Annotated in this window: 20 protein-coding genes and 3 tRNA genes; 11 read left to right on the top strand and 12 right to left on the bottom strand. The window is 60.5% G+C overall.

The annotated features are described in order from the left end of the window. Nucleotides 1-285: 285 nt before the first annotated feature. Nucleotides 286-2,709, top strand: a complete 2,424-nt coding sequence (locus SJQ66_RS26295) for a RelA/SpoT family protein (RefSeq protein ID WP_046154004.1) — start codon at nucleotides 286-288, stop codon at nucleotides 2,707-2,709. 30 nt (nucleotides 2,710-2,739) lie between these two features. On the opposite strand, the gene greB is transcribed toward SJQ66_RS26295, so the two are convergent. After that, nucleotides 2,740-3,300, bottom strand: coding sequence for a transcription elongation factor GreB (gene greB, locus SJQ66_RS26290; protein WP_046154005.1), 561 nt, complete (start codon nucleotides 3,298-3,300; stop codon nucleotides 2,740-2,742). A 165-nt stretch (nucleotides 3,301-3,465) separates the two neighbouring features. Between greB and SJQ66_RS26285 the strand changes: the two genes are divergently transcribed. The 4 genes from SJQ66_RS26285 (at nucleotide 3,466) to SJQ66_RS26270 (ending at nucleotide 4,423) form a co-directional block, all read left to right on the top strand. Further along, nucleotides 3,466-3,542 (top strand) — tRNA-Arg (locus SJQ66_RS26285). 73 nt (nucleotides 3,543-3,615) lie between these two features. Beyond that, complete coding sequence (locus SJQ66_RS26280; protein ID WP_024901654.1) at nucleotides 3,616-3,906, top strand: hypothetical protein; 291 nt, start codon at nucleotides 3,616-3,618, stop codon at nucleotides 3,904-3,906. Between the two features lie 47 nt (nucleotides 3,907-3,953). Next, nucleotides 3,954-4,030 (top strand) — tRNA-Arg (locus SJQ66_RS26275). A 207-nt stretch (nucleotides 4,031-4,237) separates the two neighbouring features. Then, nucleotides 4,238-4,423, top strand: coding sequence for a hypothetical protein (locus tag SJQ66_RS26270; RefSeq protein WP_024901653.1), 186 nt, complete (start codon nucleotides 4,238-4,240; stop codon nucleotides 4,421-4,423). A gap of 245 nt (nucleotides 4,424-4,668) precedes the next feature. On the opposite strand, the gene SJQ66_RS26265 is transcribed toward SJQ66_RS26270, so the two are convergent. Together SJQ66_RS26265 and SJQ66_RS26260 are read right to left on the bottom strand one after the other, a co-directional pair. After that, nucleotides 4,669-5,817 (bottom strand): porin, encoded by a 1,149-nt coding sequence (locus tag SJQ66_RS26265; protein WP_320534737.1) that lies wholly within the window; start codon nucleotides 5,815-5,817, stop codon nucleotides 4,669-4,671. Between the two features lie 851 nt (nucleotides 5,818-6,668). Continuing rightward, complete coding sequence (locus SJQ66_RS26260; protein WP_051504136.1) at nucleotides 6,669-6,956, bottom strand: hypothetical protein; 288 nt, start codon at nucleotides 6,954-6,956, stop codon at nucleotides 6,669-6,671. A gap of 428 nt (nucleotides 6,957-7,384) precedes the next feature. On the opposite strand from SJQ66_RS26260, the gene SJQ66_RS26255 reads away from it, so the two are divergent. Further along, a complete protein-coding gene (locus SJQ66_RS26255) occupies nucleotides 7,385-7,540 on the top strand; it encodes a hypothetical protein (protein WP_320534736.1) in 156 nt (51 codons plus the stop codon). Then, nucleotides 7,540-8,088, top strand: a complete 549-nt coding sequence (locus SJQ66_RS26250; protein WP_320534735.1) for a hypothetical protein — start codon at nucleotides 7,540-7,542, stop codon at nucleotides 8,086-8,088. Before SJQ66_RS26255 ends, SJQ66_RS26250 begins: the two co-directional genes overlap by 1 nt. Before the next feature lie 81 nt (nucleotides 8,089-8,169). Here SJQ66_RS26250 and SJQ66_RS26245 read toward each other — a convergent pair whose 3' ends face one another. The 5 genes from SJQ66_RS26245 to pepN form a co-directional block, all read right to left on the bottom strand. Then, entirely contained in the window at nucleotides 8,170-8,922 is a 753-nt protein-coding gene (locus tag SJQ66_RS26245; RefSeq protein WP_024901648.1) for a chorismate mutase family protein, read from the bottom strand. A 68-nt stretch (nucleotides 8,923-8,990) separates the two neighbouring features. Beyond that, nucleotides 8,991-9,164 (bottom strand): hypothetical protein, encoded by a 174-nt coding sequence (locus tag SJQ66_RS26240; RefSeq protein WP_164468530.1) that lies wholly within the window; start codon nucleotides 9,162-9,164, stop codon nucleotides 8,991-8,993. 271 nt (nucleotides 9,165-9,435) lie between these two features. After that, nucleotides 9,436-9,511 (bottom strand) — tRNA-Thr (locus SJQ66_RS26235). 148 nt (nucleotides 9,512-9,659) lie between these two features. Further along, on the bottom strand, nucleotides 9,660-10,667 hold the full coding sequence (locus tag SJQ66_RS26230; RefSeq protein WP_024901647.1) for a class 1 fructose-bisphosphatase: 1,008 nt from the start codon (nucleotides 10,665-10,667) through the stop codon (nucleotides 9,660-9,662). A gap of 73 nt (nucleotides 10,668-10,740) precedes the next feature. After that, a complete protein-coding gene (gene pepN / locus SJQ66_RS26225) occupies nucleotides 10,741-13,515 on the bottom strand; it encodes an aminopeptidase N (RefSeq protein ID WP_320534734.1) in 2,775 nt (924 codons plus the stop codon). 242 nt (nucleotides 13,516-13,757) lie between these two features. Here pepN and SJQ66_RS26220 point away from each other — a divergent pair, with 242 nt between their 5' ends. Next, nucleotides 13,758-14,522, top strand: a complete 765-nt coding sequence (locus tag SJQ66_RS26220; protein WP_320534733.1) for a DUF4136 domain-containing protein — start codon at nucleotides 13,758-13,760, stop codon at nucleotides 14,520-14,522. 52 nt (nucleotides 14,523-14,574) lie between these two features. Here the strand turns inward: SJQ66_RS26220 and SJQ66_RS26215 are convergent, their stop codons facing one another. Genes SJQ66_RS26215 through SJQ66_RS26205 form a run of 3 tightly spaced genes read right to left on the bottom strand, consistent with a single transcriptional unit; the run spans nucleotide 14,575 to nucleotide 17,216 of the window. Continuing rightward, a complete protein-coding gene (locus tag SJQ66_RS26215; protein WP_320534732.1) occupies nucleotides 14,575-15,600 on the bottom strand; it encodes an adenosine deaminase in 1,026 nt (341 codons plus the stop codon). A gap of 19 nt (nucleotides 15,601-15,619) precedes the next feature. Beyond that, nucleotides 15,620-16,681, bottom strand: a complete 1,062-nt coding sequence (gene xdhC / locus SJQ66_RS26210) for a xanthine dehydrogenase accessory protein XdhC (RefSeq protein WP_320534731.1) — start codon at nucleotides 16,679-16,681, stop codon at nucleotides 15,620-15,622. A 16-nt stretch (nucleotides 16,682-16,697) separates the two neighbouring features. Then, nucleotides 16,698-17,216, bottom strand: a complete 519-nt coding sequence (locus SJQ66_RS26205; RefSeq protein WP_036007039.1) for a disulfide bond formation protein B — start codon at nucleotides 17,214-17,216, stop codon at nucleotides 16,698-16,700. Nucleotides 17,217-17,545: 329 nt separating this feature from the next. Between SJQ66_RS26205 and SJQ66_RS26200 the strand changes: the two genes are divergently transcribed. The 3 genes from SJQ66_RS26200 to tcuC all read left to right on the top strand — a co-directional run bounded on the left by SJQ66_RS26200 (nucleotide 17,546) and on the right by tcuC (nucleotide 22,122). Continuing rightward, nucleotides 17,546-19,363 carry a cation:proton antiporter gene (locus tag SJQ66_RS26200; RefSeq protein ID WP_024901641.1) on the top strand — a complete coding sequence of 606 codons (1,818 nt, stop codon included), beginning with the start codon at nucleotides 17,546-17,548 and terminating at the stop codon, nucleotides 19,361-19,363. Further along, nucleotides 19,320-20,558 (top strand): gamma-glutamyl-gamma-aminobutyrate hydrolase family protein, encoded by a 1,239-nt coding sequence (locus tag SJQ66_RS26195; protein ID WP_096349215.1) that lies wholly within the window; start codon nucleotides 19,320-19,322, stop codon nucleotides 20,556-20,558. Before SJQ66_RS26200 ends, SJQ66_RS26195 begins: the two co-directional genes overlap by 44 nt. A 244-nt stretch (nucleotides 20,559-20,802) precedes the next feature. Then, nucleotides 20,803-22,122, top strand: a complete 1,320-nt coding sequence (gene tcuC, locus SJQ66_RS26190) for an MFS transporter (protein ID WP_046154011.1) — start codon at nucleotides 20,803-20,805, stop codon at nucleotides 22,120-22,122. 59 nt (nucleotides 22,123-22,181) lie between these two features. Here the strand turns inward: tcuC and SJQ66_RS26185 are convergent, their stop codons facing one another. Then, nucleotides 22,182-24,845, bottom strand: a complete 2,664-nt coding sequence (locus tag SJQ66_RS26185) for a tetratricopeptide repeat protein (protein WP_320534730.1) — start codon at nucleotides 24,843-24,845, stop codon at nucleotides 22,182-22,184. Nucleotides 24,846-24,951 lie beyond the last annotated feature (106 nt).

Below are 24,951 nucleotides of genomic sequence, written 5' to 3'. Positions count from 1 at the left end.
GCGCTGCCAGGCTCGCCGCCTTCCTTCTGACGGGTATCGAAACCGTTGTAACGAGAAGGACCGGCGACCGGCTGTCGCAGGTGCGGGAGACCATTGGACGCGGAGGCAATGCCTTGCGCGTCCTTTCCCGTTTTGGCACCCTGTCAGGTTATGGTGGCCGTTCGCGAAGTGACATGCTCGCGCCGCCGTTGACACAGCCCGTATCGGACACCCGGCGCCCCGTCGCAGGACAGGGCAGACCGGCACAACGTCAGGATTTCATCGCGGTACTCACCAGGAGGCGAAATGAGCAATACCCCAACGACCGCCTCCCCCGGATCCGTCTCCCACGAGACGCCCAGCGATGCCGCGAACGGCGATATGCCGTCGAGTCGGGCCCGTACCTATATCGATGCCGTGCTGGAGCAGTCGTTCCGGCACTTGTTCGGTCCGACCGCCACGCCGGAACAGCCGCGCAAACACGAGATTGTCTCGATCGCGCGCCTGACTGAGCGGCTGTCGGAATACCTGAGCGAAGCGGAGATCCGAGAGGTCAAGGCGGCGTTCCATTTCAGTGACGAATCCCATCTCGGCCAATATCGGCAAAGTGGTGAGCCTTATATCACGCACCCTGTGGCGGTAGCTGAGATCTGCGCGGGTTGGAAGCTCGATGCGCAATCGATCATGGCAGCCTTGCTGCATGACGTGATCGAGGACACCGGCGTTGCGAAGATGGAGCTGGCCGAGCGCTTCGGTCCGAAAGTCGCGGAATTGGTCGATGGCTTGTCGAAACTCGACAAGATGGAATTCCGGAACCGGGAAGAGGCGCAGGCGGAAAATTTCCGCAAGATGCTGCTGGCCATGGCGCGCGACGTGCGCGTCATCATCGTCAAGCTGGCGGACCGGTTGCACAACATGCGCACGCTGGGCGCCGTGCCACCCGAGAAGCGCCGGCGTGTCGCCCGCGAGACCAACGATATCTATGCGCCAATCGCGCATCGGCTGGGCTTGAACAATACCTATCGCGAGCTGCAGGATCTGAGCTTCGCGAACTACAATCCGGTCCGATACGCCACGTTGTTCAAGGCGGTGAAGGCGGCGCGGGGGAATCGGCGCGAGGTGGTGGGCAAGATACTGGAATCGGTGCAACTGGCGCTGACCGACTCGAAGATCCTCGCCGAGGTAACCGGCCGCGAAAAGACGATCTACAGCATTTATCACAAGATGCGCGAGAAACAACTGTCGTTCTCGCAGGTGCTGGACGTTTACGGTTTCCGTGTGGTCGTCAACGATCCGCTCGAGTGCTACATGTGCATCGGTGCGTTGCATGCCTTGTACAAGCCTGTGCCGGGTAAGTTCAAGGACTACATCGCGATTCCCAAGGTCAATGGCTATCAGTCGTTGCACACGACGCTGGTCGGGCCGTTCGGCACGCCGGTGGAGTTTCAGATTCGCACCCGGTCGATGCACGAAATCGCTGAATCGGGCGTGGCGGCGCACTGGTTGTACAAGAATGGCAGTGCCGATCTCAACGACGTTCAGGCACGCGCGCATCAGTGGTTGAAATCGTTGCTGGATCTGCAGTCCGAGGCAGGGGATTCCGCGGAGTTCCTCGAACACGTCAAGATCGACCTGTTTCCTGACGCGGTGTATGTCTTTACACCGAAGTCGAAGATCATGGCATTGCCGCGTGGCGCCACCGCATTGGATTTTGCTTACTCCGTGCATAGCGAGCTTGGCAACCAGTGCGTGGCGGTAAAGATCAACAACGAGTTGTTGCCATTGCGCACCGAGCTCAAGAGCGGTGACATCGTCGAAGTCATCACGGCACCGTACTCGAAGCCGAATCCGGCATGGCTGGGCTTTGTTCGCAGCGGCAAGGCCCGTTCGGCGATTCGGCATTATTTGAAGACGATGCGTTTCAACGAGTCGGTACAGTTGGGCGAGCGTCTGGTGGACCAGTCCTTGAAGCCGTATGGCTTGACGCTAGCCGCCGTTACGCCCGAGGTCTGGGAGAAGCTGGGCCAGTGGACCGGTAACACTACCCGTCAGGAAATCTACGCGGATATCGGTCTCGGCCGGCGATTTGCGGCGGTCATGGCAAAGCGCATCGAGTTGCTGATGAGTGGGCGTGATGGCGACGAAGATGCAAGCCGTGCGCCGGAAACGGCATCGAGCGACGGGGAAGCATCACCGGTGCTGGGGCCGGCGGGTGGCCCACCGGTTGTCATCACCGGTACGGAAGGCATGGCGGTGCAGTTGTCCGCGTGTTGTCGTCCGATTCCCGGCGATGACATCATGGGCTATATCGGTATTGGCCTGGGCATGGCGATCCATACCACGGACTGTCGGAACGCGCGACGTATCCATCATCGCGACCCCAGCCGCTGGATCGACGTCGCATGGGCACCGCAACCCGGCCGTCTGTTCGATGTCGGCATTCGCGTGTTGGTGAAAAACACGAAGGGCGTGTTTGCCCGGGTGGCCGCCGATATTTCGACGGCGGCGAATATCGTTCACGTGGCAATGGACGAAAACACCGATCAGGAATCCACGACCTTGCGCTTCCTGATTCAGGTCAATGATCGCCTGCATCTGGCAAACATCATGCGCCGGGTTCGTACCAATCCCGACGTCATGCGGATAGCGCGCGAAAAGCCGAGTGAGCAGCAGAGCGGACGGTTTGATGCCTTGGGTCTACGCGTCAATCGCGATGCGCAAGCGTATTAGGGAAGGCGGGATGCGTCCGGCACATGACGATCATGCCGGGGGCGGATAGCGAACGTCCAGGATGTCCAGATGTTCGATGCCCGCGGGTGTGTGGAGTGTCACCGTATCGCCGACCTTTGCCTTGATCAGCGCGCGGGCGACCGGCGAAATCCAACTGATGTGCCCGCGATCGAGGTCGACCTCATCCACGCCGACAATCGTGACCGTGGTTTCATCGCCGCTTTGGTTTGCATATGCCACGGTCGCGCCAAAGAAGACCTGATCGATATTCTCTTGCTTGCTGGCATCGACGACTTCCGCAAGATCCAGGCGCTTCGTCAAAAACCGGATTCGCCGGTCGATTTCGCGCAGTCGGCGCTTGCCATAGATATAGTCCCCGTTCTCGGAACGATCGCCGTTCGAGGCCGCCCACGAGACCAGCTTCACGACGTCAGGGCGATCCACGTCTAGCAGATGCAACAGCTCACTGCGCATTGCCTGATGTCCGGCCGGCGTCATGTAGTTTTTTGCACCGGCCGGAATCGGCGTGGCGCCGGTTTCCAGATCGTCGTTATCGTCGTTCGATGTTTCTTTTACAAATGCTTTGTTCATGATGGGTTCTGCCGACACCGGGTAGGGCGACACACGCGTGGCGCGGCCGCGACATTTTTACCAGATTACACGAAAGCGACGTTGATTGATGGCCGTAATGCCGCAAAACGGCAGAAATTGCTTTCCTTTTTTAACGACATCGCTATAATTACGTCTCTTAGTCGTGCGGCTGTAGCTCAGTTGGATAGAGTACTTGGCTACGAACCAAGGGGTCGTGGGTTCGAATCCTGCCAGCCGCACCAGTAATACCGCAGTCCACAAAGGCCTGGGTGTTGTTCACCCTGGCCTTTGTTCTTTCGCTGCAACGAGGTTCAAGTGAACAAGTTCGACATCGAAAAGAACAAGGGGCTGAAGCTCAATAATTCGTTGAAGCAAGCTGCGACGTCCAGTCGGTTCGGGCAAGGCGCGGCAGCGGTGCCCGATCGTCGTGAGCAGCGGCGGCTCGATCAGCAAAATGGCTTGTTACCATTCGCGTGCAAGCTGGATGGCAACCTGATCAAGCAGTTGCAGCAACGTGCGATGGCGCACGAAGGCGGGATGACCGCCGTGCTATCCGAATTGTTGATCGCCGGCGGTCTGGAAGCGAAAGCGTCCGACCCGTCCTGAAACGGATTGGCCTGATTGTTGTATGTTGCAAATGTAGCGCCCAGCGTGCGGCTGTAGCTCAGTTGGATAGAGTACTTGGCTACGAACCAAGGGGTCGTGGGTTCGAATCCTGCCAGCCGCACCACCAATATGAAGAAACCTGGATACGTTATCGTATCCAGGTTTTTTTTCGTATGCCTTCGCCGGCATGCCGTGCTGACTTCCTGTTTCAGCGTGCTGCGGGGACGCATTTCCCCCGAATTGCAACGGGCAGGCATCGGGTATGCAATATGCGTCGTACGGTGTCTCGCATGGTCCATGCGAGACGCTGACTACGATGAGGAGAGACTGCATGCTGGATCTGGAACGATTGACCGCGCATCCCGACGAAGCTACCCCCGACGACGTCCTTGAGCTGATTCGTCTACTGACGCTCGCGCGTGCCGGCCTACCCCATTACGGAACATCGGATGGTAGTGGCACGCCTGCTACGCCCGATGGTGAAATAGGTGATATCAAAAGTGTTGCGCGCCAATAGTGAGCAAAGGCGTATCGACGCATCGTGGCACGGGTGGCGAAGATAGGTCAGTGACAGCGAGTGCGAGACCCGCGCCGATGATGTGGTGCGATTCCGGTGCCAGTCCAGCGCGCGTCAGTATGCAGTGGCCCGCCCATCTTGAACGAAAAAAAACGCCCCGAAGGGCGTTTTGAGATTGGCAGGCTGCCGAAGCTACCTGCCGTTACTGACCGCCACGAGAGCGGTCAGCTTTGTCTTATGCTTGTTTAGAAGCGATGACGCACGCCGACAGCAGCAGCAACTTGGCGGTTCGACGAGCTTGCTGAGCCCGTCGTGTTGATCACTGCGCCACCCAGGAAGTTCGTGCCCGTGAACTGTTGGTACACGGCTTCCGCGTAGACGTCCGTGCGCTTCGACAGCGAGTACGACGTCATCAGCGTACCGGTGTGGAACTTCGGCGACGCCGAACCGGCTGCGAAGCCCGATTCGCGACCTTGCGTGTACGTGTACGAAGCCGACACGTTCCAAGCCGGCGTCAGGCTGTAACGGCCGTTGACTTCGAAGTTGTTGAAGCGGATGTACGAACCCACGGGCAGGGCGATTGCCTGTGTCACGTTGTAGCTGTCCGACGACGCATTGTCGTACTTGCTTTGCGTGAACACAAAGCCGACCACTGCCGGGCCGAACGCGTAGTTCAGGCCAGCACCCCAGATGCGGGTGCGAGCAGCCGTGATCGGCGCCGAGCCGATCGCGCCAGAGGTCGTGTTCGAGCTTGTGTTGTTCAGTTGCGTGTACGCGCCTGCGAAATTGAAACCAGCGTACTGGTACGACACACCGCCGCTGTAAGCGCGGTTGTTCGAGAAGCCGCCCGCGGCATTGCTGAAACCGTACTCGCCACCGAACTTCAGACCGTTGTAGTTGACGCTCGTGTACTTGATCGTGTTGTTCACACGGATCGACGAATTCAGATTGTCATTGTCGTACGGGTGTGCAGCCAGCGTGCCGCCGTAGCCGCCACCGGTCAGGGCCAGCGGTGCCAGGTAGTCGACCACGGATTCGTACTGACGGCCCAATGTGACCGTACCGAACTGGTTGCTCGACAGACCGACAAACGCCTGACGACCGAATTCGCGGCTTTGTTGCAGCATGGTGCCGTTAGCAATGCTGAAACCGTCCTCCAACACGAAGATCGCCTTCAAGCCGCCGCCCAGGTCTTCAGCGCCACGCAGGCCCCAACGGCTGCCATTGATCGAGCCGCTGTTGAGCGCGTACTTCGCGCCCGAACCGGTGTTGTTCGTGTAAGCCACGCTGGCATCGATCAAGCCATACAGCGTAACGCTGCTTTGAGCATGTGCTGCGGTTGCGAGCATACCGGATACGCCGGCGAGTGCTGCGACGATAAGAGTCTTTTTCATAATCGGGTTCTCACTCCATTGAGGAACGTTTGGCTGCCCCCGTGCTTCAACGGCAACGCCTGACAGTAGGCTTTCGCTGCGACATATCGCCGCACCAAGTGTTGCCGAGCGGCCTATCGGTCGCCTGGCGAGGCGCCAATGGCATTCGGCCGGGGTTGTTTCCAGACAGGGAGAGTGTAGGGATTCGATCCCGAACGGCCCATTCATTGTGGCGCAACAATATGTTGCTGTTTGTGGAATAAACTTTTGAATATTTAAAAATCTTAAAAAACATGCGGTTACATGTGTGTTTCGAAAGTGTAACATTCAGTATCAGCCGCGAACGTTGCCTTGACACCACTTTTTCTGAGTGCTTTCAAATTGAAATATCGAGATGAGGTGGTCATTTGTAGGACTTTTCCTACGACATGAAGCAATTACGTGGTCAAGACAATCTCAAAAAAAAGCCTGAAAGCACGAATTTTTGCTCTTTGATTCGATGGAGAAGTAATACAACTGAAATACCCAGTGATATCGATCATCGGCGGCGACCACTTCGGGGCACATCTATCCGTCACGTTTGTGGTACGGACGATATGTCACCGCGTGATGACGATTCGATAGGACGCAAGGGGGATATTGTGCGGGCGTGGTTTGATTGCAGGTGTCCGCTAGAGCGTCCCACATTCGTAATGGTGCTGGATAAGCGGGAGGCAAACGGCGAAGTGCGCACTGCGGCGGTAAGACGAGGCAGAATCCGAGACTGTCTATATAGCTAATAGGCTTGACACAGAAGGACGGTCGTGGGGCTGGCGTCCGCAGCCATTGATAGGGTTAGACGACAGCCCGAAAAGATTCAAATAAGGCAGGTATTAACTGAACGAACGCACCTTGCGGCCGGAGAAGGAATCAATGCGTACATCGTCGTCGACATCAGCGACGGTTTCGACGGTGTCATTCCAGTCTTCCAGGATGTAACGACGCGCGTCCATCGGCGAGGACAGCAGGTTTTGCCAATGATCACCGTGCCAACTTAACGCGGCTTCGTTGACATTGGCCAATACCGCGCCGTCGTACGCCGCGTCATCCGAAGGGCGGCCTCGAAATGCGTCAGCCAGATGTGAAAGCGCTTTATTCAGTCCGTTGATCATCGTCATCATTTACTCCTGATAAAGGCGGCGGAGGCGGTGCAGGATGCGTCATGAACCCATAGGCAAAGCGCGCACCGACTTCGCTGCTTTATCCCAAGTATAGGCTGCTAACACCTTGTTACAAGCCGTGGAAACCCCGAGCCGTTTCCCGTTTGTTATTCAGTGTTACAGCAAAGACTTTCAGGAAATATTTACTCGGTAGTGTGATAGGGACTTTTGCATCGGTAAAAGTGTTTTTTAGCAACGTCATTAAGATATTGCGTCGCACCAAAAGATCCACCATTATTGATATAAATTATTGTTTATAAAAGAGTATTTTGATTCGGTAAAAATTATCTCATTTTTTCTGAAGTCGGTGCTTGAAGTCCTGTGACGGATTCATGTATAAACGCAACTGGACGGTGTCGTCCTTCTTTCACTCTTCCTCGAGTACCGCCGTGTGGAAATATTTACTTGCGATTGTCGCGCTTCAACTGGTGTTGGCGTTCGTCAGTTTTGCAATCGTCCGCGCGGGTACGGATCTAGAGCTTGAGGACGATGATGTGATGGAAGGCGTGGACGCGAAGTCGGACGTTTCGGCTCGCGTCGCCTGATGGCAGGCACTGGGCTTCACGGGGCAGGGCGGCGCTGGGCCAGCGCCGTTCGTAGTCGACACTTGGCGGCGGCTTGTGCGGCCGTCATAGCATCCGTGACGTTCGGTATCAATATGCGGGATGCCAATCCCGATCGGCAATATGCAACTGCGGTTGCACGCACGGCGATCGTAACCGGGGTGGATGGTGCCTCCCGGGCGAACGCCGGATCGGATCTGGCGAATTACGCACAGTCAGGCGCACGGCGCGCGGTCGCGGAAGCTGCAGGTAACGCTCCCGTGCCCCGCACGCCGTCCAATTCTTTTTCCGCGCTCGGTTTGGCACAGGATGCCGCCGTCGGCGCGATAGGTGAGGTTGCGAATGCGGGTACGCCGCTTGAAGTAAATCGGCCAACCACTTATTTGATCCACGCCGCCGCGCAGCGAGCGAGAGACCTCCGCGAGCACCCGCTGAAGGGGTGGTGGCCGGTTATTGTGCTATCGCTGCTAATGGGGGCGCTTGTGCCGTTGTGGTTGATGACCGGGGCCGTCGCGCGCCGGTATCGGTAAAGTACCTGCGGATGCGCCGCGCGTCACCTCCTCCCTGAAACGACAAAGGGACTGCGCATCCGGACAAATGATGCCCACGCGTCAAGCCGTGGCGCCGATTCCGCCGTGGCATACATGCGCCAACGCGGCAGGCAAGACCTTACGTTGATCCGCCGATACCGACGCCATGTCAGTGGTCCATCGTGTGATTGCTTTCGACAACAGCATCGGGCAGTCATCTCGATCCCGGAAGGGTTGCACTTGGGTCAGCGCGCCCATCAGCGATTGAGATACGCGATACAGATCTCCGCGCGCAATTTGATAAGCAGGGGCATCGACGTGTGGTACTCCGCCGCCTTGTTGCCATTGGGCAAACAAGGTGCGTTGCAATTGTTCACTCGCAATGGTCTGATCCCGAATGATCGGGTCCGCAAAATCCGGCGCCAATCCGTAATGCGGCGCCATTTTCATCAGGCCTTGTTCGGTTTCATCGTCGCGTTGAACATCTCCCGGTGATTTCCCCGCATGTTGCTGCTGCCATGCCCATGCGGCGAATGTCTGCGAGAGTGCCAGTCGCGACGACACGACTGAGACGATATTGAGAAACGCCGCCTGGGCGGTATTGTCCCGATCTCCCCGTGGCATCGTTTCTTTGAGTTCTGGTGCCTGAGCCCTGGCTGGCGCGATGGGCAGCACTAACGCACTCATCACGAGCAGCAATGCGGCGAGTGCCGCACCTTGGCGCGAACGCGGTGACCGAAATTGTGCGATGGATGACGGCAATACGCCTCTGGAAGCATAGGCGGCGACACCGACTTGTCGTGGGACAGTCGGCGTTGAAGACGGAAGCGACATGAAGACCTTGCTTGAAACGCCCCGGCGGGACCATGAGCGTTAGCATACCTCAGCCGATGCGACTGTCGTTATGACGCCTGCTTGCCTCGCGTGGGCACTTGGGCCGCCTTCTGCGATTGCTGTTCCGCGAGAAAAGCCTGTACATGAAGCGGAAGCACGGTATCGAGAAACTCGACCGCGACAGGGTCGGGATCAGCCTTGTTGACCTGGGCAGGAGGAGGGGCGATCGGGCGAGCTTTCATGGCGGTCCTCGATGGCAAGCGGATGGTGTAATCGTATTATCTGCCTAGGTGTTACGATTTTCCATAATCATGCGCAAGTATTAAACGGTCGTCGTACATATGCGACAAGATGCCGCATGCGTGTGTGGCACGATGATGTCATCTTGAGGGTGCGAAGACGCGCTATGACGAGGCTCTTTTAGCGCCTCGGTGGCTTGGTCTGTTGGCGACGCCGACGCTTTTTGCCGGACGCAAAAAAGGCAGCCCGCGGGGGCTGCCTTTTTCACTTTTTTGGTGCCGCATGCCGGATTCGAACTGGCGACCTTTTCATTACGAATGAACTGCTCTACCAACTGAGCTAAAGCGGCGAAACCTAAAAAACACCAAAACACGTTTCGTCGGCCGGATTCACTGAAAGTGCTACCAGTCGCGAAGAACCAAAATTATAGCGTGCTCTTTCAATTATGCAAGAACTATTTTTTAAGACCAAGGTGGTCCTTCCGTTGGTCGCCAGCGTCAGCTATCGAGGTGGTACTGGGTCACCCGTTCGACTTCATGCTTCGACCCCAGGAATACGGCAACACGTTCATGCAGCTTGCTTGGGATGATGTCCATGATGCGACGCTTGCCGTCCGTGGCCACGCCGCCTGCTTGCTCGACCAGGAAAGCCATCGGGTTGGCTTCGTACATCAGCCGCAGCTTGCCCGGCTTCGATGGGTCGCGCTTGTCGGCCGGATACATGAAGATACCGCCGCGCGTCAGCACACGGTGGACGTCGGCCACCATCGATGCGATCCAGCGCATGTTGAAATCCTCGCCGCGCGGGCCGGCACTCCCCGCCTGCAGCTCGTCGATATAGCGTGTGACGGGAGGATACCAATGGCGTGCATTCGACGCATTGATCGCATATTCGCGCGTATCGACCGGAACCCGCATCGACGGATGGGTCAGTACCCACGAACCCAGTTCGCGATCCAGCGTGAAGCCGTTGACGCCGTCGCCGGTCGTAAGCACCAATACGGTCTGCGGGCCGTATACCGCATAGCCGGCGGCGACCTGACGGGTGCCCGGTTGCAGGAACGAGCCGGTGGTCGTGTTTTCACCGTCCGCTGATTCCAGCACGGAGAAGATTGTCCCGATCGACACATTGACGTCGATATTCGAGGAGCCGTCTAGCGGATCGAACAACAGCAAATAGCGGCCCTTCGGATATTCACTGGGAATCGGATGGATTTCCTCGAGTTCCTCCGACGCCATCGCGGCGAGATTGCCACCCCATTCGTTCGCTTCCAACAGGATCTCATTGGAGATGACGTCAAGTTTTTTCTGCACTTCACCCTGCACGTTTTCGCTGCCGGCTGAACCAAGCACGCCACCCAGGGCGCCCTTGCTGACGTTATAGCCGATTGACTTGCAGGCCCGGGCCACTACTTCGATCAGGAGCCGCAGGTCGGCGGGCAACTTTTGCGTCTTTCGTTGTTGCTCAATCAAATACTGGCTGAGCGTGGTGCGACGTTGCTGCATGGCGTGACTCCGCGATGGTTCAATTCCCTAGATTCTACCTTGGCGCGTCATCATGCCGCGCCAAGGGGCCCGGTCAGCCGTTGGCCAGGGCCTTTTCGATCACCTCTCGCACATCCTTCGAACGGGCCTTTGCGGCAACCCGCTCCAGCGCGAGCTTCATCTGTTCCTGCAGCGCCGGTGTGAACTTGCGCCACCGTTCCAGCGTGCGGGCAAGGCGCGCGGCGACTTGCGGGTTAAGGGCGTCCAGGTCGATGACCTGGTCCGCCCAAAACGCATAGCCGCTACCATCGGGTGCATGGAATTCCGACAAGTTGCCGGCGCAGAAGCTGAAGATCAATGAGCGGGCGCGATTCGGATTACGCAGATTGAATGCCTGATGCCGCAGCAGGGCGCGTACTGTCTCGATCGTCGCCGGCGCACCGGCGCGGGCCGGTTGCATCGCCTGCAACGCGAACCATTTGTCGATCACCAGGGCTTCGCGCTCGAAATGCCGATAAAAATCTTCGAGGGCGGTGCGGGCGGTATCGCCACCCAGGCGGACCAGCGTGGAAAGCGCCGCGAAGCGGTCGGTCATGTTGTTGGCCTGGTCGTACTGCGTCCGGGCCAACGACGCGGCGTCGCTTGGATCATCGCTCTCGGCGAGATAGCCCAACGCGAGTTGCTTCAACCCGCGCTTGCCTGACGCCGCCGGCGACGGGTCGTATTCGCCGGGCGTCCGATTCGCGTCATAAGTGGCCCGCCACTCGGTGTGCAGCGCGTTGGCCAGTTGGCGACGCAGTGCCTGCCGCGCGACGTGCACGGCGCGGGGATCGGCGCGATCCAACTGTTCTATCAGATAGGCTTCCGATGGCAACGTCAACGCCAGCTCACGGAATGCCGGTGCCAGCGCCGTGTCGCGCAGCACGCGGCCGAACGCGTCGACCACCGCCGAGTCGTACGTTGGCGTCTCGCCTCGCGCGGCGCTTGTGGCGGCTGTCAACAGGGCGCGCGTGGCCAGTCGCTGGCCCGCATCCCAACGGTTGAACGGATCGCTGTCGTTGGCCAGCAAATAGGCGAGCTGCGCATCGGAGTAGGCGAAGTCGACCACCACCGGCGCGGAGAAGCCGCGCAGCAACGAGGGGACGGGCGCCGCGTCGATCCCGTCGAAATGGAGCGTGGTCTCGCGATCGGTCAGTTCGAACACTTCGGTGATCCCGGCGGTATCGTCCTGCGGACGATGACGCGGAGCATCGCCTTGTACGCGCAGCGGCAGATCGTTGCCATCGGCACCGACCAGGCCGACCGCGAACGGCAACAGCAGCGGGTCCTTCGCGGTCGTTATGGCGGGATTGTCCGGATAGGACTGTGTGATCGTCAGCGAATAGCGGCGTTTGCCCGCATCGTAGTGATCGCGTACGGTCAACAGCGGCGTGCCGGCCTGGCTGTACCACCGTTCGAACTGGGCAAGATCGCGCCCGTTGGCGTCGGCCATCGCATGGCGGAAATCGTCGCAGGTGACCGCCTGGCCATCGTGTCGCGCGAAGTACAGGTCCATGCCGCGGCGGAAACCGTCGCGGCCCAGCAGGGTCTGGTACATCCGGACGACCTCTGCACCTTTCTCGTAGATCGTGACGGTATAGAAGTTGTTGATTTCCGCATAGCTTTCCGGGCGCACCGGGTGCGCCATCGGACCGGCGTCCTCGGCGAACTGGGTTTGGCGCAGGACGCGTACGTCCTCGATGCGCTTGGTGGCATAGGCGCTTGCCGCCGCCACCGGGTCGACATTGCCTTCCAGCACGCCGGCCGCCATGTCGGCGGAGAATTCCTGGTCGCGGAAAACGGTCAAGCCTTCCTTCAGGCTCAACTGGAACCAATCGCGGCAGGTCACACGATTGCCGGTCCAGTTATGGAAATATTCATGGCCGACCACCGCTTCGATGTTCGCGTAGTCGATGTCGGTCGCGGTCTCGGGACGGGCGAGGACATACTTCGTATTGAAGATGTTCAGGCCCTTGTTTTCCATCGCGCCCATATTGAAGTCGCCAACCGCGACGATCATGAAGCGATCGAGGTCCAGGCTTAGGCCGAAGCGGTGTTCGTCCCAGCGGATGGAATGGATCAGCGAGTCCATCGCATGCCGCGTCTTGTCGAGATCCGCTGCCTCCACCCAGACTTGCAGCAATTTTGGCTTGCCAGTGGCGTCGGTGATGGTTTCCTCGATCCGTTCGAGCTTGCCCGCCACCAATGCAAACAGATAACTCGGCTTGCGGAACGGGTCTTCCCAGCGTGCGAAATGGCGTCCATCGGGGAGGTCGCCGGCTTCCAGGAGGTTCCCGTTCGACAGCAGCACCGGGTAGGCGGTCTTGTTGGCCCGGAGCGTGACCGTATAGACCGACATGACATCGGGCCTGTTCAGGAAATAGCTTATGCGCCGAAAGCCTTCCGCTTCGCATTGCGTGAAGAAGTTGCCATTGGACACGTAAAGGCCTGATAGCGACGTGTTCCGCGCGGGTGCGCAACGGGTTTCCAACGTCAGCGTGAACGGTGTGGCGCTGTCGGGCAATGCGTCGAAGATCAGTTCGGACCCCGCTTGGCGCGGTGTGACGGCCTGTCCGTCGATCGTGGCGGAAAGCAGCGTTAACTGTTCGCCCGTCAGTGATAATGGTTGACCGGGTTTTGCGTCGGGATTACGTCGCAAGGTCATCCGGTTCGTCACGATGGTGTCGTCAGGTACCAGATCGAATTCCAGGTCCACCGTGTCGATCAGGAACGCCGGCGGCGCGTAGTCGCGACGATGAATGACAGGCGCGCCGTTGCCGGCGTCGGGTTGGTGCGTGGGAACGGAAGCTGCGGGAGAGATATCGGTCATGGCGAATCCGAGGATAAAATCCGAGGGCAGGAATGGTATCGCCGCCAATGCGGCAACACCCGCATGGCATCCATGTAAATGGTTGCCTGAGCGACGATGCAGCTGTTCCGTTCATTGTACAAAATCGACCGCACTTCCATCGCCATTACATAGGCGCACGAGGGATTTACAGCGATAATAAAGCGTAGGATTGCACGTTGTGCGGTCCGTCGGACGTGGAAGGGTGGGTGCAAATGGATGGGATGGAGAATAGCAAAGGCCGAATTGGCGTGAGGCATCGGGTGTCGCGCGCAAAAGGCAGGCTGGACCGTGCAATGGCGACGGCGGCGATGAACGAGGCGGTGCGAGGGGGCGGTCATGATGGCCGCCCGGTGTGGCGACGCGTGGCGACCGCGGGGCTGGCGACCGCGGTCGCATTGCTAGGTGGCTGCGCCAGCTACGTGACCAGCAATGTCACGGCCTTTCAGGACTGGCACGGCAGTGATGCGCAGCGCACCTATACGTTCCAGGGGGATGCGGCGCGCGAGGACGACCTGGAGCTGCGCAGTTACGAGAAATTGGTCGACGAGACCTTGTCGACATACGGGTTCTCGCAGGTGCCGAAGGATAAAGCGCATTACGCGGTGACGTTGGCATTCGGCCAGCGCGAAACGACGGGTTATGCACCGCAGGCGATTTATCCCGGCGGTCCATTCGGGTATGACCCCATCTGGCGCGGCCGCCGTGGCTGGGGGCCGGGACCTTACTGGGGCGCGCCGCCGACGATCGTCAACCTGCCTTATGCGGCCGGCTTATCGCAACTGACGATCCGGATCAATAGCTTGCCTGATGGAAAGGAAGTCTATAAGGTCACCGCGCAACATGTCGGGGACCCCACGCCGTTGCCGATCGTGATGCCGTATCTGGTACGCAGCGCACTGTTCGACTTCCCGATGCCAAATGGCACGGTGCGCACTGTGAAGCTGCCCGCGGATCGCCGCAATCCGGCCACGAACGCCGGACTGTAACGAACGCCTTGCCGCCGGGCCTGAACGCCGTTCCGCCGTCATCCGTGGCGGCCTATTGCCGCCAGTGCCTATCGACCGTGCCCAGCATGGTTCGGCGCGCGTCTTCGTCGATAAATGCCGCCTCGAATGCATTGGCGACAATGCGATGCAATTCGGTATGGTTTAACTGCAATGCCTCGGCGATGGCAATGTAGTTGGCATTAACGTAGCCACCGAAGTATGCCGGATCGTCGGAATTGACCGTCACGGCAACGCCGGCGTCCAGCAGCGTCTTCAGTGTGTGCCGCTTCAGGTCGTCGAACACGCACAACTTCAGGTTCGACAACGGACAGACGGTCAATGCGATGCGTGTGTCGGCAAGATATCGGACGAGGTCGGCATCCTCCACCGCGCGGACACCATGGTCGATACGCTCGACCTGCAACAGCTTCAGCGCCTGCCAGATGTAATCGGCCGGGCCTTCCTCCCCCGCATGTGCAACGGCGCGCAGGCCTGCCTGACGGGCGGCGGCGAAGACGCGCTCGAATTTGGACGGTGGATTGCCGCGCTCGGACGAATCCAGGCCGACCCCCACCAGCCGGTGTCGATAGCGGTCCAGAAGCGGCAATGCCTGCGCCAGCGTCTCGAGCGCCGACTCCTCGGACAAATGGCGTAGAAAGCACAAGATCAATCGGCTTGAGATGCCCTGTGTGCGTTCGGCTTCGGCGAGCGCGGCCTCCATGCCTTCGAGCATCGCCGCCATCGGGACACCGCGTTCGAGATGGGTCTGCGGGTCGAAGAACAACTCGGTATGGATCACGTTGTCGGCCTGCGCGCGCGACAGATATGCCGCCGTCATGGCATGGAAGTCCTCGGCATCGCGCAATACGCCGGCGCCGGCGTAGTACACATCGAGAAAGGACTGCAGATCGGTGAATGCATACGCCGCGCGCAATGCGTCGATCGACGGATAGGGCAGCGTGATGCCATGCCGCTGTGCCAATTGAAAGATCAATTCGGGCTCGAGTGAGCCCTCGATATGCATATGCAACTCCGCCTTCGGCGAACGACGCAGTGTGTCTAGCAGGATCGGGTCCATCGTTACTCCTAAGAAAACGTCAGGCTTGCGCGGCCGGCGGAGGAACGACCTGTTCGCGTTCCAGCAGCAGTTGCGCGACCGCCGACATCGCAATGTATTCGGGGGTATCGCCACGCAGGCCGTCGAGGCCCATCGGGCAGCGCATGCGCGCGATATGTCCCGGATCGATGCCGCGCATGGCCAGCCAATGCGCGAGTACGCGCCGCTTGGCTTTCGATCCGATCACCGCGAGGGACACCGCATCGCCGCGCCGCAGGACATGTTCCGCAATCGCCTGGTCCAGCGCGTCACTGTGTGTGACCACGAGGTAATGCGCCTGCGCCGGCGCATGGGCGACGGCGGCAACCGGATCGGCAATCGGCAACGTGGTCACATTCGGTGGATCGCCGCATTGGCTGGCATGGGTTTCCAGCAGTGCGGGGCGATCGTCGACCCAGAGTGCCTGGCAGGGTAATGTCGCCAGCAGACGCACGATGGCGGCGCCCACGTGTCCCGCGCCGAATAGCACGACGGGAAAGGGCGCGATCAAGAGCGTTTCCGTCAGCAAGGGACCCGCATCCCACAGCAAGCAATCAGGATGTGCGCCACTGCCGTCGGGCGGGTCCGACAGGGCAACGGGGCTGTTGTCGGCGAAGCTGACCGTGCGCACCGTTGCGAGCCCGGCAGGCAGCCGTTTGGCCAGCACGGACACCCAGCCGAGATCCGCAATCGTCAGGCGCTCGTAGGCGAGGGTTACGGCACCATCGTGGCGGGCCGTTTCGGTGGTGGTGGACTGTTCCGTCCGCGGGTCATCATGCCAACGCACCGTCGCGATGGTGCCGATGCCGATATCGATGCGTTCAAGGTGACGCGTGACGGCGGCGGTACTGTCGCGCAGCATCTGGCGCGCGGTGTCGATGGCGTGGCGTTCGAGTGCTCCGCCGCCGATCGTGTCGAAGGTGCGATCACGTACGATTATCATCCGTGCACCGGGCCCGCGCGGGGTGACGCCTTCCGCGCGGGCCACGGTGACCAGGACGGCCGGATCGCCGTGGGTCAGGACCTGCTGCAGGTCGGTCAGCCAAGTGCGCGCACCATGCATCCGCCGTTACCTCCTATCAGCGCAAACGCGCGCGTTGCCGACGCAATGTACCCGCAACGCCGAAAAACGCCAACGCGAAACCGATCAAGGCCCATGCCGGCAGCGACAGGCCGAGCAGAGGAGGGTACGGCGTCTCGCACAGTCCTTGGGTTTTGAAGACGCCGGGCAGCCAGGTTGCGGGCGGCAAGCTGTCGACGATCGGTTGCAGGGCGTCGAAGCCGCAACTCTGCAACGAGGACAGCACATAGACGTGCTTTGCCGCGGCGGCGATGCCGCCGACCGCGGCAATTAACGTCAGCCACATGAATAATGTGCGCACGGCACCGCGCGGGCGCCCCGCCGCGGCGATGAAGGCGAACAAGGCCATGAACAGATAGGCATAGCGCTGCAGGATACACAGCGGGCAGGGGTCCTCGCCGCGAAAGTACTGCAGGTAGAGCGCCCCTCCCACGAGGGCCAGCGAGATGACGCCTAGCAGGATCAGCAAGCGGCGTTCGACTGGGGAAGCCTGGACGGAAAAACTGTTCGAGATCATGGGTTATGAGTTAGGTGACGCCGCGCTGCATGGCTGGGATCGGTCAGGGAATTAAAACCGGGGCACATACGAGATCCGTCGCGAAGGTGCCGACGCACGCATCGGCGTGCCGTGCGTTCGCGGTCTGGCCCCGCGCTCCCTGCGCATGGATTGTAGCGCGCCCGGTCCATTTGTGACGTGACCGTACCGTCCGGGCAGGCAATTCAGCGCGGGCCCGGTGCAAATTCCGGCGAGCGGACGCCAGCGTAACGAAACATACATTGTTTGCCGATGCCCTTGTATCATGGTTGAATATTTCATTAAGCTTTCAAATTCCATCGGGGGACCGCATGCATCACGAGGTGGGATTCATCCAGGATCTGGCCGTGATCATGGCGATCGCGGGCATCATCACGCTGCTGTTTCACCGCATTCGGCAACCGGTGGTACTCGGCTACATCCTCGCCGGGGTCATCATCGGACCGCACACGCCGCCGTTCAAGCTGATCAGCAACGAGCAGACGATTTCCACACTGGCCGAACTCGGCGTGGTCTTTCTACTGTTCTCGCTGGGTCTCGAATTCAGCATGAAGAAGCTGTTTCGCGTTGGCATGACCGCCGTGGTGGCCGCCGTCGCGGAAATTGCACTGATGCTGTGGCTCGGCTATGGGATCGGCCAATATTTTGGCTGGAGCGCGATGGATTCGCTGTTCCTTGGTGCAATGTTGGCCATTTCATCGACGACGATCATCGTCAAGGCGCTCGACGAACTGAAATTGAAGCGGGATCGCTTCGCGCAACTGGTCTTCGGCATCTTGATTGTCGAGGATATTCTTGCCATTGCAATGATTGCGCTGTTGTCAGGCGTGGCCGGAAGTGGCTCCGTCGATCCGTACGAAGTGGCGGTGACCTTGTGCAAGCTGGTGCTGTTCATGACCGTTTCGCTGCTGGTCGGTTTCCTGCTCGTGCCGCGTTTCCTCGATTACGTGGCCCGGTTCCGTAATACCGAAGTGCTGCTGATCACGACGCTGGGACTCTGTTTCGGCTTCTGCCTGATTGTGGTAAAGCTTGACTACAGCATTGCGCTGGGCGCCTTCCTGATTGGCGCGATCATTGCCGAGTCGCGGCAGGTCCACGCGATCGAGGCGCTGATTCAGCCCGTGCGGGATCTTTTCAGCGCGATCTTCTTCGTCACGATCGGCTTGATGCTGGACCCGGCGGTGCTGAGCCAGCACGGCTGGGCGATCGCAGTGATCACGGTCGCAGTGGTGGCGGGCAAGGTCATCGGATGCGGCCTGGGGGCGTTTGTCACCGGGAACGATGGACGGACCTCGATGCAAGTGGGAATGAGCCTGGCACAGATTGGTGAATTCTCTTTCATCATCGCCGCGCTCGGATTGTCGCTGCATGTCACCAGCGAGTTTCTGTACCCGATCGCCGTGGCGGTGTCGGCGCTGACGACGCTGTTCACGCCTTATCTGATTCGCGGCGCCGTGCCACTCTCCTCGTTCCTCGGTCGACGCATGCCCAGCGGTGCTGCCCGGGTGGGAAATACATACACGCGATGGTTGCAGAACCTGAGCCCGGGAAGCGGTCGGACGGTCTTGCTGCAGATGGTTCGGCGCATCATCTTGCAAATCGCGCTGAACCTGGCGTTGGTGGCGGCTATTTTTCTCGCGAGTTCGTATTTTTCGCCCTCGCTCGACCGTTGGCTTGGTGGGTGGATAGGTCCGGTACAGTTCCGCCATGCGGCGCTTTGGGGCGCAGCACTGATTGCCTCTATGCCTTGTCTGGTGGCCGTATACCGCAAATTGAAGACCTTGGCGTTGCTGCTGGCAGAGGTCAGCGTGACGCCCCGTCACGCGGGCCGATTCACGGGGGGACTGCGCCGCGTGATTGCGGAATGCGTACCGATTTTCGGAATGTTCGGTATCTTCCTGTTGATGGTGGCGCTCAGCGGTCGTATCCTGCCACCACGCGATCTACTGATCGTGGTGCTCGCGGCGGCGGCAGTGCTGCTGGGCATCACATGGCGTTGGTTCGTCCGCGTGCATGCGCATTTGCAGATCGCGTTGCGCGAGACGCTGGACAAGAACCGCGACGAGCACGCAGAGGAAGCCCACGATGCCGCAAGCGCGGGACGACGACACGAATCCCCGGAACGATAAGCCCGGCCAGGATGCAAGCGCCGCAACGGACGCAGCCGCTACCGATGCCCCATCGGGCATGGCTGCGCCCCATGCGACCGCGCCGCCCACCATGGATGCCCCCCCGGCACAGGCATCCGGGGCCCCAGACCTGAGCGGCCTTCATGCATCATCATCGTCGGCTGGAACGGTGATCCAGGGTGCTTCGCCCGCGCCGGCGACGCAGCCTGGGCCAGACACGCGCGCGGATTTTGTCGCCGCCTCGGAATCCACGGCGGCTGAAGCGCACGCCGCGCGCGACGCCGGCCAGGAGCAGCGGCCGCCGCGTGACATGCCGCAATACAATACGAAGCATTCGGAGCCGCCTTGGTCGGTCCTGGGGCGCGTGATTGCGGCGCGGGTGCGTGCATGGGCCGATCGTGCTGGCCACCGTGTGGCGCAGCGGACACTACGCATTGGCGTGTCCGCCCGGATTTTTCATCCGGAGCCTGACGGCAAGGGGCTTCGCGGCAAAACGCTGCAATACCTGGAAGAATCGATCTCGCACTGGGTGATGTCGCGTGACGTACTCGTGTTCATGGTGCCTACGGTAGGCAAGCAAGGCATGCTGCACGCCAGCAATATTCGCTTGCGTGATTATGCGAAGCACTTGGACGCGTTGGTATTGCAGGGTGGTGCCGATGTATCGCCGCAATCGTTCGCCGAACCGACCACGCGGCCGGAATGGCCCGGCGACCGGGTGCGCGACATGTATGAACTTGAATTGCTGCATGAGTTCATCGAGTCCGGCAAGCCGGTGCTTGGTGTCTGCCGCGGCTGCCAACTGATCAATGTCGCCTTCGGGGGCACGCTTTACCAAGACATCGCCACCGACGTACCTACGGCCTTGCCGCACGTCAACGACGAGTATGACCGGCTCACGCATGCGATCCGTTTTGCCGAAGGGGCGTCCTTTTCCGGCATGTTTGGTGGTCGAGGCGAGGCCCGGGTCAATTCGATCCATCATCAGGCGGTTGATCGCCTGGGCCGCGACCTGGTCGTCGAGGCAGTGTCCGCCGACGACGGCATTGTCGAGGCAATCCGCTACCAAAAGGCACCGTTTGTGGTCGGCGTCCAGTGGCATCCCGAGTTTCATCGTCCGCACAGCGACGCGTTGCTCGATTGCTCGCCTCTGCTGGACCACTTTCTCCGCGCCGCCCGCGAAACTCGGTTCTGACTTTCCCGTGCCCGCATTCGCGGGTGCGGGCGTCTCATCTTCATACCTTGTAAAGCACCTCCTTTATCAAAATGCGGCAAAACGACGCGGCGTGCCTTATCATTACGCAGTCGTTGACTAGTTAACTAATTCGCGGACGTCGGACGACCACGGCGACCGGTTGTTCGTGACGGTCCCGACAGGTAGGGGTCGCGCGCACCATCGTGGCGCGCGGTCTGGATTGCTTCCCCATAACAGGTAGACCATGAATCAATCACCAGAAACGCATCCGTCAGGGACGGCGGGCGTCAAGGCCGAAAGTAAGGCGCGCACGGTGTTCCGCGTCACCAGCGGCAACTTTCTCGAGATGTACGACTTCATGGTGTATGGGTATTACGCCAACGCGATTGCAGCGGCCTATTTCCCGAACCAGAATGCCTTTGCGTCGTTGATGTTGTCGTTGTCGGTTTTCGGCGTGGGTTTCTTGATGCGGCCGCTGGGTGCAATTTTCCTTGGGGCGTATATCGACCATCACGGTCGTCGCAAGGGCTTGCTCGTCACATTGATGTTGATGGCGGCCGGCACCTTGCTGGTGGCTGCGGTTCCCAGCTATGCAACCATCGGCGTGCTCGCTCCGTGCCTGGTGCTGGTGGGGCGGTTGCTGCAAGGGTTTTCGGCAGGTGTTGAGCTGGGGGGCGTTTCAGTCTACCTCGCCGAAATGGCGGGTCCCCGAAGCCGCGGTTTCTTCTGCTCATGGCAGTCCGGCAGCCAGCAGGTTGCCGTGATCTTCGCCGCATTACTCGGCGTGATCCTGCATGCGATATTGCCGGTCGAACAGATGACCAGCTGGGGCTGGCGCATTCCGTTCATTATCGGCTGCCTGATCGTGCCTTTCATCTTCGTGATTCGACGCTCGTTGCAGGAGACCGAGGAGTTCCAAAAGCGACACAACCGTCCGTCGGTATCGGAAATCTACCGATCGATGATCGTGAATTGGAAAATCGTCATCGCCGGCATGATGATGGTGGTGATGACGACAGTGTCGTTCTATCTGATCACCGCCTATACGCCGACGTTTGGTCGTAACGAATTGCACCTCTCGCAAGTCGACGTGCTCGTGGTGACCGTCTGCGTCGGCATATCGAACCTGATCTGGTTGCCGCTAATGGGCGCGTTATCGGATCGCATCGGACGGATGCCGATACTTGTCACCTTTACGGTGCTGGCGTTGCTCACCGCCTATCCCGCGATGAACTACCTGGTGCAGGCACCGTCTTTCGCACGCTTGCTCGGCGTGGAACTGTGGCTCTCGTTCATCTACGCCAGTTATAACGGCGCGATGGTGGTCGCATTGACTGAAGTCATGCCGGTGGAAGTGCGGACGGCGGGTTTCTCGCTTGCCTATAGCCTGGCCACCGCACTGTTTGGCGGCTTCACGCCAGCCATCTCGACCTGGTTGATCCACTACACCGGCAACCGTGCGGCACCGGGAATCTGGATGTCGTTTGCGGCGATCTGCGGTCTGGTTGCCACGTTCGTGCTGTTCCGTGAACGGCAGGCACGCGAACGTTACAAGCTGGCCTGATGCTGGCTTGATCACCCGGGCGGTGCGATTCTTCGACGGACGCACCGCCCATTTCGCTTTCATGATGCCCGCAATACCTCAGGGCGGTCCTGTTCCAACAGTGCCGCGACATGCTCGATAACGGTGTGCCAATCGCCATTGCGTGGCTGACGGACGATACGGATCGAGGGATACCACAGGCTGGTGTCCGGGATGCCGGTCGTGCCGGCGTCGCTACCGCTCCTGTTTTCCTGGGTGCGGCTCCCGCACCACCGCCAATCCGCGACACATGACAGCAATAAGGTCGTGGGCTTGCCCATCGCACCGGCCAGATGCGCGATCGAGGTATCGATCGTGACGACGTGGTCCAGCGCGGCAATGCGTTGCGCGGTGATCGCGAAATCCTCGGCCGGCCGCTCCGGCACGATAATCCGTGCATGCGCGGATAACGCGTCGAGCAAGGCGTACTCATCATCACGAATATCGGTTTGCAGCGGATGCCATTCCGTATTGGCCTGGTATAACAGCGGTGCCAGCTCATCGAGCGGAATGGCGCGCTTGTCGAAGCGTACCGGGGCATTGTCCTCGTCATCGCGTGACGGCGAAGCGGCGCTGTTCGGTCGACGTCCCGACCAGGCGAACCCGATTTTTCGCGGTTGGGCGGGGACGAGTGCCGTTTGCATCGCTCCTGCTTTTGTCCCGCGTAGCAGGACGGTCTTTGCCAGCGCCCCCCGCGACGGCCCGGTGTCCGCCTCGCGACCGGGCAACGCGGCGTGCGTAGCGGTGTCGACCTGGGGGGCGGCACGCTCGGCGAACAGATAGGGCGTGGTCCACGTGCCCGCATCGCCCGGGCGGGGCAAGCGGCCGAGCCGGAGGCATGCCGGGATGCTGCCGATATGGCAATACGCGTCCACGTTTGGTGGCGGCGTGTCGACATCTCGGGTGATGACGGTCAGGCGTCGGGTACGCATCGAATCGATGGCCGCCCCGTTGTGGGCGAGCAAGGGGCGCAGCGCCGGCTGCAAGGCCAGTACGACATTCGCCCCGCGCGCGGTCAGGCAACCAATGAAGCGCAGGAACTGCATGGTGTCGCCATAACCCTGCTCGGCGAGCACCAATAACGTCCTGCCGGGCAAACGCATGTAGCACGCTTCCGTGTCCGGATCGGATGGCTGAGGCTGCGTGGCCGAGTGGGCGTCGCTTACTTGTCCGGTGCCCTTTGCCCCGCGACGGGCCGGTACCGGCATTCGATGCTGGCTGACGGGCTCACCCAGCCAGCGCGGTAGCGGCCGACCATCCGCCCCCATCGGCGCGGCGACGCGACGATCGCCGGCACGCAATGCCAATCGCGCCTCGAAGTGCCGCCACCCTGCCGGACTGCCGCCGTCGCTGAGCAACAGACAGGCGCGGCTGAATCGGGCAAGTGCATAGACGGGCGCAAGGGCGACCGCCGGATCCGTGCCATCGTGGTATGCCACGGCGCGTTGCAGATCGGCCGATGCCTGGCCCTGTAGCGATACCGCCGCCGCGACGCGTGCGGGAAGGGGCGTCAAGGCAATGACACGATCGAATGCTTTCGCCGCGCCGGTGGAATCGCCGTTTTCAAAGCGTGCCGCGCCGAGGTTCTGCCATCCGATGGGACCATGGGGCGCGACGGCGACAGCCCGTTCCGCGTGATGCAGCGCCGCGTCATGCACACCCTGGGCCAGGAAGGCCTGGGCTAGCTCGCAGTGCACCAGGTCCAGGTCCGGCGCAAGTTGCGCGGCCCGCAGCAGCGGTGCCGTCGCCTGATCATATTCACCTTGCAGCGCAACCGTCTGGCCGAGGTTGATCAGGGCGGGGACGAAGGCCGGCGTGATGCGCAGCGCATCGCGGAATGCCGCCGCGGCCGCATCGAGTTGTCCCTGCGCTTTCAACGCGACGCCGATGTTATTGATGAAACCGGGATGTCCGGGCTGTCTTGCCAGCGCATTGCGATGCGCGGTTTCGGCATCCGCATATCGACCCAGCGCAGCCAGCACGAGACCGCGCTGGTCATGCGTGGCCGCAGCGGCGGTAGTGCATTGCAAGGCCATATCGAAACACGATAAGGCATGGAGCAATGTACCGAAACGGTCGGCGACACCCTCGCCGGCGTCCTCCATCTGCAATGAACCCAGTGCCGATAAGGCCGCAGCGGCAACGTTGCGATCCGGTGCGGCACTCCTGGGTGTGTCGGCATCCGAAGGCAAGGGCGGGGCCGCATTGATCGCCGATGTCGTCGCATCTGGCGCCGTGCTCGCACTCGGCGCATCCGACTCGCGTGTCTTGTGATGCCTTGCCGCGTCGTTGTTCCATGCCGGGTTGGCTATTTTCAATCCGCTCAGGGGAATACCGCACAAGGCAATCGCCGTGGTGTAGGCGGAGCATGCCGCATCGCGGTTGGCCTGTTGCCGATACACATGGCCACGATTCAGGTGTGCGGCAGGATGGGCCGGGTGCAATGCAAGCGCGGCATCGAATGCACGCAAGGCGATATTGAGCAGATCGATCGGCTTGGTGGACGGCGCGCGATCCCGTTCGCGGTGCATCGTCGCGGGGGCGGCTTGCTGCAAGGCCAGTACGCCACGGCAGTAAAAGGCGTCGGCACGTAACCGTGTGGGCAAGGTCGAATTCGTGCTCAGCGCGTCATAATGCTCGGCGGCGAGATCACACTGCCCGCGCCGATGTGCGTCGAGAGCGGCAGCCAGGAGAGCGTCGGACATCGGAAATCGGGATAGAGGATCGGGAGCTCAGAAGCGTGATGGCGGCCGTTTTGTTCTCACGCTCCGGGATCACGCTCAAGACGGTCTGATGGTGCGTAAGGTTGAT

It is taken from the genome of Robbsia andropogonis, assembly GCF_034047095.1.
Lineage (GTDB): Bacteria > Pseudomonadota > Gammaproteobacteria > Burkholderiales > Burkholderiaceae > Robbsia > Robbsia andropogonis.
The sequence above is the reverse complement of the archived record's forward strand: the minus strand, read 5'-3'. Positions and strand labels throughout refer to the sequence as shown.